Source organism: Streptomyces inhibens (genome assembly GCF_003389455.1).
In the GTDB taxonomy this organism is placed as follows: domain Bacteria; phylum Actinomycetota; class Actinomycetes; order Streptomycetales; family Streptomycetaceae; genus Streptomyces; species Streptomyces inhibens.
This window is the reverse complement of the sequence record NZ_QUAC01000479.1, coordinates 26,861-42,611: the sequence shown is the minus strand read 5'-3', so window position 1 is coordinate 42,611 and position 15,751 is coordinate 26,861. Positions and strand designations below refer to the sequence as shown.

At 67.4% G+C, this 15,751-nt stretch carries 9 protein-coding genes and 2 pseudogenes; 7 read left to right on the top strand and 4 right to left on the bottom strand.

What is annotated here, in order from left to right; genetic code table 11:
- The first annotated feature begins 114 nt into the window (after positions 1-114).
- Both DY245_RS42080 and DY245_RS42075 read left to right on the top strand, forming a co-directional pair.
- Positions 115-369 (top strand): dTMP kinase, encoded by a 255-nt coding sequence (locus tag DY245_RS42080; protein ID WP_244943603.1) that lies wholly within the window; start codon positions 115-117, stop codon positions 367-369.
- A gap of 188 nt (positions 370-557) precedes the next feature.
- Entirely contained in the window at positions 558-737 is a 180-nt protein-coding gene (locus DY245_RS42075) for a hypothetical protein (RefSeq protein ID WP_128512388.1), read from the top strand.
- A gap of 310 nt (positions 738-1,047) precedes the next feature.
- On the opposite strand, the gene DY245_RS42070 is transcribed toward DY245_RS42075, so the two are convergent.
- The gene (locus tag DY245_RS42070; RefSeq protein ID WP_128512387.1) at positions 1,048-1,245 is read right to left on the bottom strand and encodes a hypothetical protein; all 198 of its coding nucleotides are present in this window, start codon (positions 1,243-1,245) and stop codon (positions 1,048-1,050) included.
- A 47-nt stretch (positions 1,246-1,292) separates the two neighbouring features.
- Positions 1,293-3,035 (bottom strand): helicase associated domain-containing protein, encoded by a 1,743-nt coding sequence (locus DY245_RS42065; RefSeq protein ID WP_244943602.1) that lies wholly within the window; start codon positions 3,033-3,035, stop codon positions 1,293-1,295.
- A gap of 1,541 nt (positions 3,036-4,576) precedes the next feature.
- Here DY245_RS42065 and DY245_RS42060 point away from each other — a divergent pair.
- From DY245_RS42060 to DY245_RS42040, 5 genes and pseudogenes are all read left to right on the top strand, one after another.
- Positions 4,577-4,840 carry a helix-turn-helix transcriptional regulator gene (locus tag DY245_RS42060; protein ID WP_128512385.1) on the top strand — a complete coding sequence of 88 codons (264 nt, stop codon included), beginning with the start codon at positions 4,577-4,579 and terminating at the stop codon, positions 4,838-4,840.
- Between the two features lie 158 nt (positions 4,841-4,998).
- Positions 4,999-5,865 (top strand): DUF6083 domain-containing protein, encoded by an 867-nt coding sequence (locus DY245_RS42055; RefSeq protein ID WP_128512384.1) that lies wholly within the window; start codon positions 4,999-5,001, stop codon positions 5,863-5,865.
- Positions 5,866-6,034: 169 nt separating this feature from the next.
- Entirely contained in the window at positions 6,035-7,528 is a 1,494-nt protein-coding gene (locus DY245_RS42050) for a UvrD-helicase domain-containing protein (protein ID WP_128512394.1), read from the top strand.
- Between the two features lie 45 nt (positions 7,529-7,573).
- A pseudogene (locus DY245_RS48665) lies at positions 7,574-7,740 on the top strand (site-specific integrase); the annotation flags it as partial.
- A 239-nt stretch (positions 7,741-7,979) separates the two neighbouring features.
- Positions 7,980-8,156, top strand: a pseudogene (locus DY245_RS42040) (transposase); the annotation flags it as partial.
- Between the two features lie 729 nt (positions 8,157-8,885).
- Here the strand turns inward: DY245_RS42040 and DY245_RS42030 are convergent.
- Both DY245_RS42030 and DY245_RS42025 read right to left on the bottom strand, forming a co-directional pair.
- Complete coding sequence (locus DY245_RS42030) at positions 8,886-9,272, bottom strand: DUF5958 family protein (RefSeq protein WP_128512383.1); 387 nt, start codon at positions 9,270-9,272, stop codon at positions 8,886-8,888.
- A 4-nt stretch (positions 9,273-9,276) separates the two neighbouring features.
- Positions 9,277-15,708 carry an RHS repeat domain-containing protein gene (locus DY245_RS42025; RefSeq protein WP_425329520.1) on the bottom strand — a complete coding sequence of 2,144 codons (6,432 nt, stop codon included), beginning with the start codon at positions 15,706-15,708 and terminating at the stop codon, positions 9,277-9,279.
- Between the last annotated feature and the right edge of the window lie 43 nt (positions 15,709-15,751).

Below are 15,751 nucleotides of genomic sequence, written 5' to 3'. Positions count from 1 at the left end.
CTCCATGATCACTCAAGGCTCGTGCCTGCCTTGCGTTCGGGCCGTCTGGGCAGCCCTGCCCACCCATTTGCCGGTCGGTCTAAACCTGAAAGAGCGGCGTTTTTGATGGGGGCCATGACGATCCCGTTCCTGCCCCCGCCCTCCGCGCTCGGCGCGATCCAGCGCGTTTTGCTGGTCGCCCTCCTCACCCCGGCCGTCCTGCTGGCCTTGGCCGCCGCGGTTCCGGCGCTGATCGTGCTGCCGTTCCTGCCGGGCGGAACCGACCGCGCCATCGCACTGCTCACCGCGCACACCGCCTACCTCAAGGCGCTGCTCAGAGGCAGCCGCACCCTGTCCCCGGACACGGCACGCCGACCGCGCGGATCGTGATGGCCAGACCGAGCACGGCTTCCCGCATTTGCCGAAGTGCCCGGTCCTCTGGGCGCAGGCTCTCGAGTGAATGCCGCCGCCCTGGAGTGGCGGTGCAGTGGCATCCCCAGCAGGCGACTTCACGGGTGAGCGGCCGCAGGGCGGCCGCAATCCTGCGGGGAAGCGGTCCGAGCCGCGCGGAGGAACTGGTGGCCCAAGACGACTCCCGCATCCGGCGCTGGTGGGTGCACTGGCCGGTGATCGGCGTGCGGGTGCGCCGGGAGGAGCGGTACGCGCGGGCGGCGTCGCGGCGGCCGGCTCTGCGGGCCGTGCTGGAGGACGTCCTGCTGCCGTACTCCTGGCCCGAGTTGGGCTCGTGCGGCTGCTGAGGGGCCTGGTGGAGTTCGGTGCCGGGGAGCGGTGGTTGTCCGGCGGCCTCGCGCCGGTCGACCGTGGTGTTGTGGACGCGAGCCGCGGCAGCGGCGGGGTCGGCGTCGTCGGCCACGCGGCGGGCGCACGCCGGGCAGGGGCGCCCGCACAAGGGACGTTCGAGGTCTTTGGTGCGCACGGGCAGTTGGCCGCAGGCCATCTCCCACCAGCCCGCGCGGCGGGGGCGGACGGTGTGGTCCCGGCTGTCGCCGTGAACGCTTGCCCGGCGCGGCCAGGCATGCTGCCCACCGTCCATCTGTCGCCCGCTCCCTACCTCTGGCGGCAGTAGCCCGGCGGCGGGACCTTCTCGGCGATCTCGTCGGCCATGTTGGTGCCGGTGGATCCCGGCATGAGGCCGGCGAACATGCTGCGGGCTGCCGCCCGCGCCCGCTCGACCGCATCCTGCTGCCACGCCTGGATCGCTTCGCCTGTCCGCTGCGTGGCCAGCAGTGCGTAGGAGGCGGGCACCTCGGCGCAGCTTACCTACCGAGTCCACGCCCGGCTCTGGCCGTGCCCTATGTCCACCTCATGCCGACAGCGGACAGTTGCTCGATGCGTTCGGGGGTGAGGGTTGCGGCTCTGCTTCGTTGGTTGTTGATCCATGCGCCGAGCTTCAGCGGTACGTCCCGCCGCTCTTCCCGCCGCTCTTGGTCTTCGCTGCTGCCGTTGTTCTCCTCGCCGCCGGTGGTGAGTGTCTCGATGTGTTTGCGGGGGACGTTCAGGTGTCCTTCGCGTTCGTAGAATTGTTGGGCGGCGGCGAGGTTGGTGGCCCATTTGTCGGCTTGGCTGGTCCGCGGCTTTGGTTTCTCGTCCCCCGTCGCGGGCTCGATCCCGAGGACCTGCTCACACATCCACTGCTGCACGCCTGTGAGCTTGTCCCAGCCGTGCCGGACCGATGTCACCCACCGCCCCAGATCCTCGCCCTGGCGTACGACATCGCCCGCGGCGGTGGGCAGCGTCCCGCCCTCATCCAGGTGCAGCCGCACTAGGTGGAAGCGCCGTTGCCAGGTCACGGGCCATGCCGGGCACCAGGAGGGGTCGATGTCCTCCAGCTGCTCGCGCCGTTGCTGTGTCATGGCCCCGGCCGAGGACTCCACCGGTAGGCCTTCGGCGCGCCGCTGCTCGATCTCCTGCGCCTTCCGGGCGGCGGCCCGTGCGTTCTTCAGCCAGATGCCCACCCGGTAGCCCTGGTGGGTGGCGTCCAGCGGGGCCAGGAGGTGCCCGTGTGCGGTGGTCCATCCCCGCGCGGCGGCGAGGCCTTCCTCCCACGCGAGGTCGAAGTGGGACCAGACCATGCCGAGCTTCTCGAGCTGTTCGATGCGGTCGGTGTTCATCTCGCCGCGGGCGTAGAGCCGCCGGGCGTCGGCAACCCACTGTCCCAGCGGGAAGCTCCTGAGTGAGGCCGGCCACCCCTCAGCCTCAGTCTCTGCCTCCCGGTCCCCGGCGGGCACGCGGTAGGTGAACGGCACCCGCAAGTTGCCGTGCAGCCGGTTGTAGAGGGCGGCGGCCTCCACGCCGCGGCGCCAGTGTTCGTGCTCGGGGTTGACGACGCGCAGATTGATGAATGCGGCCAGCAGGGCAGGGTCACGGGGGGTGGAGAACTTCAGCAGCGCCCGCGCCGGCGCCGAGAGTCCGCAGCTGCCCCTCCCGCCCCCGACTCCCTCACCGTCTTGGCCCCCCGAGCGGCTCTGTACGCCCTTGGTACGGCTTTGCGCCTGCGGCTCGGCCAATGCCTCCACGATCCTGGCATCGTGCGCCCTGAGCGCCTCCAGCAGCTTCGCGAGCCCGCCGTACGCCTTGGAGGTCAGCATGGTCTCTGCCGTCTCTCCGGGCCCGAGCAGGACCGGCACCACCAGACTGGCGACCTTGCCCTGGCCGGGCTGCATCCGCAGGGCACGCCCCACCGCCTGGACCAGGTCCGGCATCGAACCGCGCACGTCCGCGAAGTACACGGAGTCGCAGTTCTTGGTGTCGACGCCCTCACCCAAGACCTTCGCCGAACTCACATAGCTCTTCTCCACCACCGTGCCGTCCGCGGCGATGCCCTCAGCGAACTCAGCGAGCACGCGACGGCGATGGAGCGGCTTGTGCTCGCCGCACAACCAGTCGGCCCGGATGGCACCCGGATACAGCTCAGGGTCGGCAGCGTGCAGCTGCGCGGCGACATCCGGCAGGCCGGCCGCGAACGCCTCGGCCTCCTTGACGACGTGGTGGAACACCAGCGTGCGCCGGAAATTCCCCTCCGCGGATGCTTTCACCAAAGCCGTCTGCAAAGCGGCGAGCCGGACCCCACGCACCTCATCCGACCGGCCTTCACCCCCCAACACCAGCGCAGCCTGAAACTGCGTATCAGTGATGTCCGCACCCAGTGATCATGTGTGTGTTGTAGCTGTCTGAGCTGGAGTGTTCAGATAGCTGGTTGTCGTGATGGGGCTCCGTGCTGATGGCTGGTTGTGGCAGTGGATGGCAGTGTGTGGGTTTGACGTGGTGTTTTTGATCGCTCGTGATGAATGTTCAGGTCTTTTGGTTGCTGCTCACTTTGGATGGGTCGCTGGTGAGTGCTCGTTCGTGGGGTTGAGGCTGATAGCGGTCAGGAGTGTGCGTTGGTCGGTGTGGAGTGTGTGCCAGTTCGTGTGCTGAGTGGTGAGCCAGCGGCGTTGGCTTGCTGACGGGCGCTGTTCTTCGGTGAGGGTGGAGCGGAGACCGGTGTAGGTGTGTTGCCAGCTGATTCTCCAGGGCGGGTTCCACCAGGGGTCGAGTGCTGCGAGTGCGTGTTCGTGGGGCCAGGGTTGGCCGGTGCGGCGTACGTGGGCGTTGGCGCGTTTGCGTTGCTCGTACAAGTGCCCAGTCGGCGGCGCGAGCGCGATCTCTGAGTCCGGGTGCCTGGGTAAGGATGGTGGCATCGAGGAGTTGTGCCGCGACTCCGGAACGTCCCGAGGGGGGTGCAGTCGGCAGACGGCACAGCCACCGGGCCTGTTCCAGCTCCTGCCATGGTGCTGATCCGGGCCCCATGCGCAGCCCCTTGAGCAGGCCCGTGGGCATCCAGAGTCTCCCCGGACTGTTGGAGCGCAGGGCGCATTGCACAGCCAGCAACCGGGCGGACGCGGTAGTGGGTGGCGGGAGAGCAGCTGCGAGGTAGCTGAGCATCTCCCGGACCCGCACTGCGGACCCAGGTTCCCGAGGTTCTCTCCTTGTCCGGCACCGCCTTGGCAGACGAGGCAGGGGAGGGGACGTCGTCAGCGTCGACTCCGGGACGATGGCGCTGTGTGCGGTGGCGTGTGCGCAGGCGGTGCAGGCGTCGGTCAGGCGCCACAGGCGTCCGCCGTGCTCGCAGGTCAGCACCAGCGAGATGGGGCCTGAGCAGCCGCGGTGGCGTGGATGCCACGGGCAGCCACGCTCGCGGCACCGGCAGGTGCGCAAGTGCGCCGGCAGAGCGTCGCGCCGGGCATGGCCGGCCAGGTGAGTAACCACGGCGGGCCGCAGCGCTGCCGCCGTTGCCAGAGGTAGGGGCCTGATGCCCGCGGGGCATTGCGGGCAGGTCATCAGGGTGCCGCCGTGCTGCGGTCGCAGCTCGACCGTCCAGGTGCGGCGCACGGTCGGTCCGGTCGCGCACAGCCTCATGACTGCAGACCTTTCTGTCTCATCCGCGTCAGAGGAGTTGGTCCTCGATGCGGTGGCGGGGGAGGGGTGGGCGGAACGGTAGTGCAGACCTCTGCCCTCCCTCTCGCTGCCGCCACCTGCAGAAATAGGGCAGAGGTCTGCACTGACAGGGCAGGGGTCTGCACCTTCGGATAAGAAGGTGACGATCTTCCCGCCCGACCCCAACCTCACCGCCCTGCGCCTGGAGCTGGGACGGCTGCGGGGCGAGCGCGGATGGACCTACGACGAACTCGCACACCGCAGTGGCCTGGCCAGACGCACCCTCATCGAGATCGAACAAGGCCGCACCATCGGCACCCTCAAGACCTGGCACGCCCTCGCACACGCCCTCGACGTCTCCATCGAGCACCTCTTCGGCGCCCTCTGCGACGGCCACACACCGCCGGCCGACCCCGCCGAATAGCTTCCTTGCCCCACCCCTGGGCAGATCACCCGATCCGGGCCTTGACCACGAACGTATAGACGTGAATCGAATGAACTCACGCCACGAGTGAGCCATCCGTGGGATGCGGACGGCATGGGCACCGCGATTCCGGCGCGCCGACTGTCACTTTCACGGCCATGCGCTCCACCACCGCCTTGCCAGCCCGCCGATGGGACGGCAGCCCCGTCCGCCCCCGTTACCTTCCGCGCGCCCTGCGCGTCGCTACGGACAGCCCCAGCCGTCTGCCGTGCGCGGCTCAGTCAGCCCGTTGCCGCGACTGCGGCAACCGGATCGACTGGTACACCCGCACCAACCAGCACCCCATCGGCCTCCATCCGCACGAGATGACCGCGGCCGCCGTTCCCGCCCGATGCCGCTGGCATGTCAGCTCCGGCATCGCCCACCCCGCACACGACGGCACACCCTGGTGCCGCGTCCCCCACACCACCCTCTGCCCCGCACTCCCCGCCACCGCGCCACTCATCCCACAGCTCGCCGAACTACGCCGCCACCTCGCCCTGCGCACCCGACGCCTGCTCGACGCCGGCGCCTTCACCCCACACCCCACCGAACCCGCACCAGACCCACTCACCACGCCGTGCCAGCCCGCCCGACCCGTGGTGCAGCTTCTGTACTGCCGCTACCTCGCCCCGCGCCCCCTCGGTGACATCCAGTGCGTCGCACAGACTCGCCTACGCCACCGCTGCACCCACCCCGTCCTCACCCCAGACACACCGACGGGAACCTGGACACTCATGTCAGCCGCGCCTACCCACGGCCAACTCACCCTTCCCGCATCCGAGATGGCCGTCTACGACCTGGGCCAGCTGCCCTACACAGAGCAGCTGCGCTGGCGCACTCAACGCTGCCCCCTCCACGCAGCCGCCTCGCAGGCCGCCGACCTCGCGCTCGCCGAGTGGGAGGTCTTCGACCCGCTGCTCCACCACTCGTACATGCACCCCCGCCTGCCCACCGTCATCCGGCACCGCGGACGCAGCAACTGATACCCGCGGCTCAGCCCACCGCCACACCCCAGCCCCGCGCACCACAACCACGGACCACACGGTCATCCGGTACACCCGCCATCACGCATCCGCTACTCAAGCGCTTCACCAGATCAGCAACGCCCCAAGCTGGCACCCAACCCCGAACTGTCCAGATGGAACCCAAGTGCTGAACCCCACCGACGAACAAGCCGCCGCTGCAGACCACTTCCACGCCGGCGACCACCTCGCCCTTCAAGCCGGCGCCGGCACCGGCAAAACCACCACCCTCGCCCTGCTCGCCCACAACACCAAACGCCTCGGCCGCTACATCGCCTACAACAAAGCCATCGCCCGCGACGCCGCCACCCGCTTCCCTAACACCGTCACCTGCAAGACCGCCCACGCCCTGGCCTTCGCCGCCATCGGCCACCATTACGCCCGCCGCCTCAACGCCCCACGCCGCCCCGCCTGGCAGACCGGACAAGACCTGGGCATCACCAAGTACGTCCGCATCGGCGAACGCGACCTCTCACCCAAAACCCTCTCCTACGCCACCCTGCGCACCGTCACCCGTTTCTGCCACTCCGCGGACCCCACCATCAATCACCACCACGTCCCCCGTCTACGCGGCCTGGAAGACCAGACCCTGCATCGACAACTCGCTCAGCTCATCACGCCGTTCGCCCATAAGGCCTGGGGCGACCTTCAGCACCCCGATGACGGTAAAGTCCGCTTCGACCACGACCATTACCTCAAGATCTGGTCCCTCACGAACCCGAAGATCGACGCGGACTTCCTCCTCCTCGACGAAGCCCAGGACACCAACCCCGTCGTCGAGCAGGTCTTCAACAACCAGCGCAGCCATGCCCAGCTGGTCATGGTCGGCGACTCCGCCCAAGCCATCTACCAATGGCGGGGCGCCAAAGACGTCATGACCGGCTTCAACGGCACCGCCCTGGCCCTGTCGAAGTCCTTCCGCTTCGGCCCCTGCCTGGCCGACGAGGCCAACCGCTGGCTTGCCATCGCTGACGCACCGATCCGCCTACAAGGCAGCGCTCACGTACCCACCGAACTCGGACCCGTCACTCAGCCGGACGTTGTCCTGTGTCGCACCAACGTCGGCGCCATCACCGAAGTCATCCAACTCCTGGACGCTGGCTACCGCGTCGCCCTGGTCGGCGGGGAAGAAAGCCTCCGCGCCCTTGCCCTCGCCGCCCGGGACCTGAAGGAAGGGCGTCGAACCAGCCACCCCGAACTCGTGCTGTTCACCTCCTGGGGCGACCTGCAGGACTACGCCTGCCACGACCCAGCAGGCCGCGACCTGCAGCCTCTGGTCGATCTCGTCGACAAACACGGCACAGGCGCCATTCTCGCCGCAGTCAACCAACTCACCGACGAAAACCAGGCGCAGGTCACCGTCTCGACCGCACACAAGGCCAAAGGTCGAGAATGGCCGACCGTGAGAATCGCCGACGACTTCCAACCTCCACCCGACAGCGATCAGCAGGACGACTCCGGTCGTCCCATTCCCCGTCCCATCGACGACGCCGAAGCCCGCCTTGCCTACGTCGCCGTAACCCGCACCCGCACCCGCCTCGACATCGGTGGTCTCCACTGGATCGACCGACATCCCGATGGGGTGCAGACGGCGAATGCAGATCCCCCGGGCGATGCCTGGTGACCACCGCCGATGGACCTGCCGGCGACCTGGCACTCCCTGCTCGAGGGTCTCCCCGTCCCGTCCGCTCAGGGCAGCGTCGGCGCCTACCTGACGTACTGGTGGAGAACGTCGCCGTCCACCGCGAGAACGCCCGCACCCGTTACTCCGCCTGCGTCAACCTGTACCTCATCCCTGGCCTTGGCAAGACGCAGCTCACCAAACTGGCTCTTCGCAGTTGAGGGTGTTGGCGGGTAGGCGTCGAGGTCTACCATCCGAAAGGCCTCGACATGCTCCACGCTATCTTCGCCGCGCCCTGTCTGACCACGTTCTGCCGTCTCGATGAACTCGGTCTGGAAGCCGTCGGGCAACGCCTTGAGCTGGATCAGGCGGTGATCGAGTGCCGAGTCGCCGAGTCGGATCCGTGGTGCTGGAAGTGCGGGTCGGAGGGCGTGGTGCGCGACACAGTCACGCGGCGGCCGACGTTCTTGCGTTCTTCGACCGCCCCGGTACCAGCAACGGCCCGACCGAAGCGATCAACGGGCGCCTCGAGCACCTCCGCGGCTCCGCCCTGGGCTTCCGGAACCTCACCAACTACATCGCCCGGAGCTTGCTTGAAACCGGTGGATTCAGACCCCACCTACACCCTTAAATGCGATGAGCCACCAAACTGGCGCGGTCCTCTGCGGACGCCCACGCCCGGCTCGGGCGGCAAGGTCAAGCCATCAACTTCCCGGCCGCGGCGCCGCGAGGTGGAGCAAGAAGATCCTCAGAATGAGGGGCGCCGGCGGCCGGTTGCGCTGCTGTCAAGGACGGCCTACGCCACTACCGGAAACGGCAGCACCTTGACCAGGGGGAGAAACGGGGTGAGCATAACCCCTCACCTGGTCTCCGAAGTATCTACCCATTCTTCTGAAGCGCGTTTTGGAGCTGGACTCCGAAGTCCCACCCTTCGGGCCTGGCTTTCGGGTCTTCCCATGCGTATCCGCGTTCACTCCAACGCCTTCGGGCTCTGAACACGCCAGCATCTGTGGCGTCTTCGTATCCAAATTCCGAGCCGCAGCAGGGACAGATATCGAAAGTCGGAGTTTTCCCATCGTCTCCCCACGGAGGGACCCCTTGGGCCAGGCCGCACACGAAGCAGGCGAGCCCCATCCGGCTACTGCGCATCGAAGTAGTCCTGATTCGTTGCATATCCCTCGCTCCCACGGATTCGGAAATCTTCTCGCGGAAGTCGCCGAGGCGGAGTTTGCGGAGGTGGTCAGCCCTGAGCGGACCTGTCTGCGTCCCGCGGGGGCGCAGTGAAATGCCCGCATCCTTGGCCCGGCTCAGCAGCTCGGAAAAGCTGAGTGAGCGGTCCCTGGTGAGCCCCATGTGGCATTTACTCCAGATTATGCCATTCGTGACTGCAGACTCCCCGGCACTCCGTTTCCCTGCGGCGCGTGTCTGCCACGGAGAAAGCAGAGATGAGCACGCGAAATGCCTTCGTGTTCTCCGCCGCTGGAAGATTGATGATGGTCCCCATCCGCTCGACGATGGGTTCTCGGGTGATCAACACCGCAGGGGTCATGGTGGGCTTCACGCCGGATTTGACCACGCCTTCCCGGCCGTCCTGCGTTGTGATGTGGGCCTGCATGGCGTAGCGAACGATTTCATGCAGTACTTCCTTTTTGTCGTCCTCCTCTAGTGAGGAGAACCATTTCACGCCCTCCTCTAGGGAGAAGAGCCCTTGGGCCATTTCGTTGATGATTCGTTCCGAGGGTTTCATGGCGTTACCTTTCTCTGGGCTGGAATATGACGTGGGGGCGCGTCGGATCCAATTCTGAATAGTCCGGACGACTTGGATTGTAGCGCTGAAAGAAATCGCGACCTCTGCCGCTTCCCTCGCCGTCACCACTCCCCCTCGGTAGGGAGTTCTTTACTCGGCTTCTCGCTCTTGATGGGCCGCTCAATATGTAATCCCAGTCTGACGTAGGGTTAGGGCCGCCCTTGGCGCCGACGCGGCTCCCGACCACAATTATTGGGTAACCCATTTTGTCCGCGGCATTTTGGATACGTCGAGCATCGTTCGGGCTGAGCTTGGCCTCTGAGATGGTTCTGAGCCCTGGCCCGCTGGGGATAGCGCGCTGGGGGATTTGCCTGGGCAGCCCTCCAGAACCCCCTGGAACAATAGGCATAACGCCGTATGCCATGTTTTCGCACAGGTCGCCGGGCTGGCAAGTAGGTCCATTCCAGAGGTCGCTGAGGGCGCCGAGCCAGTCACCGCGTTCCGCCTTGCCGGCGATGCTGTCAGCGGGGAACCACTCGGACCGTGGTCTTTCCTGGAAAACCAGTCTTTCAGGCCGCTCGCATCCGCACATGTACTGCGCGGCCGCCTGCTGTCCCGCGTTGCGATAGACCGGTCCGTTGTAGGGGGTGTGGCAGTAGGGCTGGATGCAGGATCCGGGGCCGGGGATGTAGTCCTTGGAGCCGGAGAGGCGCATGCCGCCGTGGCTGTTGTGGACGACTCCGGTTCCGCCGCTGCCGTCGGGGTTGGCGAAGGTTTGGCCGGTGGGGTCGTTGAAGGTGAGCGGGTTGTTGTTGCCGTAGGTGTAGCCGTTGATCTGCTGGGGGTCGATCAGGTCCATGACGGGGTCGACTGCGATGAAGCGCCCGGTCTCCGGGTCGTATTCACGTGCCCCGAGGTGGGTCAGCCCTGTGTCGGCCGTGTCGTCGGTGCCTCCGACGTAGCCCTTGGAGTCTGGCCAGTGGGTGGGTTTGGTGCCGCGGGGGCCGCCGAAGGGGAGGTTGCGGCGTTGGGTGAGGGATTGGTCGGTGGCGTTGATGGCGAGTTGGCTGGTGCCGAGGCGGTCGGCGACGGTGATGGTGTAGGTGCCGTCGTCGGCGAGGACGGCCTGGTTGCCGCTGCCGAGGGGGATGTAGCGGGTGGCTTTGGGTTTGTCGGCGCCCTTGTCGAGGGTGATTTCGGTGTGGTCGCCGAGGTAGAGGGTGGTCCTGTCGTCGGTGTGGGTGATCAGGCGGTTGCCGTCGGCGTCATAGACGTAGGAGGTGTTCTTGGTGCCGCTGTCGCCCGCCGGTTCGGTGACGCTGGAGAGGTGCCCCTCGGCGTCCCAGCGCAGGGACTGCTCATCACCGTGCAGCAGGCGCGTAGTGGTGTTGCCGGTGTTGTCGTAGTGGTAGCTGCTTGCGCGCGTGCCGGTCGGGCTGGTGGTGTCGACGGAGGTGAGGGTGTGGGGCTGGGGCGTGCCGGGCTTGGGGTAGGTGTAGGTGCTCTTGGTGTCCTTGGCCGTGTTACCGGTGGGGTCGTGCTGGGTGAGGGTGGTGCGGTTTCCGGCGGTGTCGTAGCCGTAGGACTGCCAGTAGGGGGCCGGGCCGGCGATCAGGTTGCCGGCGGGCTTGTCGGCGCAGGTCTTTTCGTCCTGGGTCCAGGCTTCGGCGAGCCGGCGTAGGTAGTCGTAGGTGAAGCACTGGGTGTCGGTGCCGGAGCGGGAGACGTCGGAGAGTGAGGTGACGTTGCCGGCGGGGTCGTAGCCGTAGGTGGCGGACTGGTCGACGCCGACGACATCCTGGCGGTCGACGCGGGAATTGGACAGGCGCTGGGTGCCCCACTCGTAGGTGTTGGTGACCTGGGTGGGCTTACCGCTGCCGACGACCCGGTAGGTGAGGGGCTTGCCGGTGAGCGTGTAGGCGGCGTCGGAGCGGATGCCGGTGCCGTAGATAGATGTCACCCGCATCGTGCGGTCGTCGTAGGTGTAGTTCCAGCCCTTGCCGAGGATGTTGCCTGCCTGGGAGACGCTGCGCCCTCGGGGCAGACCGTTCGCGTACAAGCTGGTACTGGCGGTGTAGGTGCCGGCGAGCGCGCCTTCGGAGTCGGGGATGACGGTGGCGGTGCGCTGGGGCCGGTAGACCGGGTCGTACTGGGTGATCTTGTTGGTGTAGGCCTTGCCGTCGAGGTAGCGGGTGGACTCGGCGAGTTGTCCCTTCGCCCCGGCCACGGTGTCGTAGACCCACTTGGCGCGCAGCGGGCCGTCCGGTGTCTTGTCGTGCAGTTCCGTCTTGCGGCCGAGGCCGTCGTAGACGGTGGCCAGCACGGCTCCGTTGGCGTCCTCGGTGGAGGTCTGCTGGCTGCGGTCGTTGAATGTGGCCTTTGTTGTGCCCTTGTCGGGGTCTTTGGACCAGGTCTGGTTGCCGAGCTGGTCGTATTGGTAGGCCCACTTGTTGCCTGCCGGGTCGGTGACGTTTTCGAGTCGGCCCGCCGGGGTGTAGGAGTAGCGGGTGGTTTCGGCCGGAGCGTCGGCGGCGCGGGTGTGGTGTTGCAGGAGCTGGGTCGTCTGGCCGCGGACGTCGGTCACCGTAGTGGTGGCGGTGCCGCCCTGGGGCGGAATGACGGTGGTGCGATCCCCGCCGTAGAGGGTGCTGGTGACGGAGAGGACCTTGCCTCCCTCACCGTTGCCGGCGACGTCGCGTGACTCGATCTCCCGGCCCAGCCCGTCGTACGTCTTCCATGTCTGGGTCTCGACGCTGAGCGCATCGATGGGCTTGAAGAGCTCACGTTCAGGCTTCTTGGCCACGTAGTACGGGGCGAAGGTCTTTGCTGCCAGGCCGCGTTCGTCGTAGAAGGTGTCGCTGATCAGCCATCCGGCGTCGGGCCCCGGTGCCTGGGTCTGGCGTGTACGGAGGTAGCCGTCGTAGAGGGTGTAGGAGACGGCCTGGGTGCCGCCTTCCGGGGTGAGGGTGCGGGTGGCGACGGTGGCCGGTTTGCCCTCTTCGACGTAGTAGTCGAACTGGTAGTTGGGCAGCAGCGAGGTGCTCCGGCGGTCCGCTAGCCACACCTTCACGGAGCGGCCCAGAGCGTCGTACTTCAGGATGGTGCGCTTGCCGTTGGTGTCGACGGTTGCGGCGGGCACGCCACGCAGCGGGTCGAGTTCGGTCGTGGTGGTCTGGGCGGTGGTGCTGTCCTTGGCGTCGGCGGGGGGCGTCGTGGTGACGGTCTTGGTGGGCAGGCCGGTGGCCGGTGTGTAGGCCGTGGTGGTGGTGCGGCCGTCGCTGCGGGCGGTGCGGGTGGGCGCGCTGTCGCCGATGGCGGTGACGTTGGCCGTGAGGTCGGTGACCTTCTCCGGGCGTCCGTAACTGTCGTAGGTGGTGCCGGTCTCCAGGTAGGTGGCCGTGGTGCCATCGTGCTTCTTCAGCCTGGCGACGGCGGTGGCGTCGCCCTTGGTGGGCGCGGCGCCGTAACCGGCCGCGTCGTAGGCGGTGCGGACGTCGGAGATGACGTCCTTGGACCGGTCCGGGCTGCTGCCGCATTCGGTGGCGACGGTCTCGACCCGCGCGGGCAGGGTGAGGATGTTCTTGTCGGTGTTGGTGGCGTAGCTGGTGCGGGTGCACCGGTCGTCGTCGGTAGTGCTGTCGTCGCCGCGGTCGCTGACTTCCTTGACACGCCCGGCGACGGTGTCGAAGGTCGAGGCGGTGGTCGTTGTGCGCCACTTCGCACCGGCTCCGTCATCGAGGGAGGTCCAGGCGCGGGTGCTGGCTGTGCCGGTGAAGTTCGCGGTGACGGTGCCCCAGTCGCGGACCTTCTTGGCCGTCTCGTGGTGCCAGGGCCGGCTGACCGTCTTGGCCAGGACCTTTTTGCCGGGTGCGGAGTAGGAGACGGTCTTGAAGGGGAAGCCGGCCGCGGAGGCGTCGTCGGTGAGAGGCTCGCCCTCACCCTCGTCGAGGGCGACGCTGACGTCCTTGCTGCCGCCACCGGAGGCCTTGCGGTCGCCGTCCATGCCGCGCAGGAAGTAGCTTTCCTCCTGCGTCTTCATGGCGTCCGCGGCAGTGCCCTGACCGCCGGTCTGGACGCGTACGTGCCCGTAGCCGCGCCACTGGGACCAGGTCTTGAACTTCTCCTTGGTCAGCCCGTCGTCATCGTCGTAGTGCCAGGCCGCGTCGCCGAGGTAGCTGTAGCGGGTGACCTGGTCGGGGGCGCCGCCGGTGCGGTCGGTGGTGGTGACGGAGGTGACGACGTATTTGTTGAACCACTCCTTGTCCATGTCGTCGCTGGAGCTTCCGCCGATGAACTGTGGGAAGCACCGCGTGGTGTTGGACTCGGGGGTGGGCAGGCTGTCGAACGAGCAGGCGGCCGAGGAGTAGTTGACGTCGATCTGGCCGCCGTATTCGTCGTCGATGGTTGACAGGCGGTCCTTGACGTACGGGGCGTAGCCGTCCCCGGTCTTGTCGAGCCGGTTGGCGAGCTGGGTGTAGGCGAAGGTGGTCTTCGGCAGGGTGAGAGGTGTGGTGTCGGTGCGACCAGTGTGCTGGATCGATTCCAGCTCCAGCTGGTAGTCGACGTCGGCCTTGCCCCAGCGGTGGTTCAAAGCCCAGGAGTCGACCGGGGTGAGGGCGCCGTCCTTGAGGACCTCGGTGGTGACACCGGTCAGGCGCTTGCGGGTCCAGAAGGTGGGGGAGAGCCGGCCCTGGTCGCAGGCAGTGCCGGCCTTGCAGTTCAGGTCCCAGGGTGTGTCGTACCAGTAGAAGCTCTTGGCGTCGATGGTGTCGGCGGCGCAGGTGACCCCGGTCTGGGGCAGGCAGCGTTCGGAGTTGGTGAAGGACACCTGGGCGAGCGGCTTGCCGGCGTAGAGGTCGGCGGAGGCGCGGCCGTATTCGATGCGCTTGAGGTAGCCGCCGCGGGTGTAGGGGGTGTCGTCGTCCTTGTTCAGGTCGCGGCCGTAGGAGTTGGTCTCTTTGTCGTAGTAGTACGCGATCGCGTTGCTGTGCGGGTCGACGACGTAGTCGAGGTTCCAGCGCCAGGCCTGCTGACACCAGGAGTCCTTGAAGGCGTCCTTGTGGCAGTCCTCGCCGCTGTTGTTGCCGAAGACCGGGACGGTCCAGGTCGAGTCGGTGGTGTCCTTGCCGGCCGCCCAGCCGGGCAGCTTGTGGTAGCCGAAGTAGAAGCGGGTGCCAGAGGGGTCGGTCAGTTCCCAGTATTCGTTGTCGTTGTCACCGTTGTCCCGCGCGGAGGACGCCAGTCGCTTGATCTTCGTGCCGTCGTCGTTCTGGAGTTTCCACTCGTCCTTGCCGGCCGGGACAAGTTCGCCGGCCTTGCCGTTGAAGGAGATGAAGGCGTTGTCGTAACCCCAGCACAGGTCACCGGGCTTGTTCCCGTCGGCGTGCTTCTCCCCGTCGTCGGAGCAGGGCTTGTAGCGGCGCTCGATGTAGCCGGGCCACAGCTCGAAGCCGTCACCGACCCAGGACCCCTGGTTGTTGCTGTTGCCGGTGCGGCCGTCGATGGACCCGGAGGAGTACGACAGGCCCACGCTCGGCTTGAGGCCGCCGGGGACCTCGGGGACGGCCATGTCGTAGGACCAAGTGAAGTCACCGGTGTTGAGATTGGTGTTCCACGTGGCGGAGGGGGCCAGGCTGGTGGCCTTGTAGTCGCCCTTGATGCTCTTGTCGTCACCGACCGCCGCGAGGACGGTGGGCCCGTTCGCCCGCAGCGGCACGGAGGACGCCGTCAGAGTGTGTTTTTCCGTGTTGTTGCTGGTGGCGAGCGGCTTCGCCGTGCGGCAGGCATCCTTTTCCGGCGTGGTTGCCGCACACGCCGGCAGCTCCACGAGGCGCAGCCGGGCGGCGTATCCACCGCCGTACGCACCGGCGAAGTCGCTGTAGTCGACGTTCACCTGCAGCGGACCGGGCTGCTGCCCGGCGGCCGCGGTGGAGCCGCCAGCGGGCTGGAGGGTGAACAGCATTCCCTCGATGCCGGCCCGGCGACTGTGCTGCTGACCGAGGATGTGCGCGGTCACCGCGCCGGGTAACGCTCTTGGGTGCGTGCCTGTGGCCTTCGCCGACCGTCGCGATGCGACTTGGGCGGGAGCGAGAGTCAGGGGGAGCCCCTCGCCCTTGCCGTTGGCCGTCGTTGCCGGCGGTGCGGCGTCGCGCTGTGTGAGGCGGATGGTTGCCGTGGCGGCCTTGGGCCAGACGCTCCTGGGGCGCTCCTCGGGGGTGCGTGGTCCCAAAGGGCGCTTCCGCGGCTTGACCCGCACGCCGTAGGTGCCAGCGACGGCCTTGCCGGCGTCCACACGGTCGCCCGATCCGCTCACTGCAGAGGGGTGCGCCGCTGCGGGCAGGACCGGCAACAGGGAGCCGACGAGCACCGTGGAGATGCCCACGGCGAGTCTGCGTCGCAGTCGTACGCGTCTGACAAGACCAAGCATGCCGTTCATTTCCGTCCCACCCCTTGCCGCTCACCGCATGTGCGCCCATGGC

Excerpts from the sequence above, each read along its gene's own strand:
- DY245_RS42080 (WP_244943603.1), top strand. The coding sequence starts at position 115 with ATGACGATCCCGTTCCTGCCCCCGCCCTCCGCGCTCGGCGCGATCCAG.
- DY245_RS42055 (WP_128512384.1), top strand. The coding sequence starts at position 4,999 with ATGCGCTCCACCACCGCCTTGCCAGCCCGCCGATGGGACGGCAGCCCC.
- DY245_RS42030 (WP_128512383.1), bottom strand. The coding sequence starts at position 9,272 with ATGAAACCCTCGGAACGAATCATCAACGAAATGGCCCAAGGGCTCTTC.
- DY245_RS42025 (WP_425329520.1), bottom strand. The coding sequence starts at position 15,708 with ATGAACGGCATGCTTGGTCTTGTCAGACGCGTACGACTGCGACGCAGA.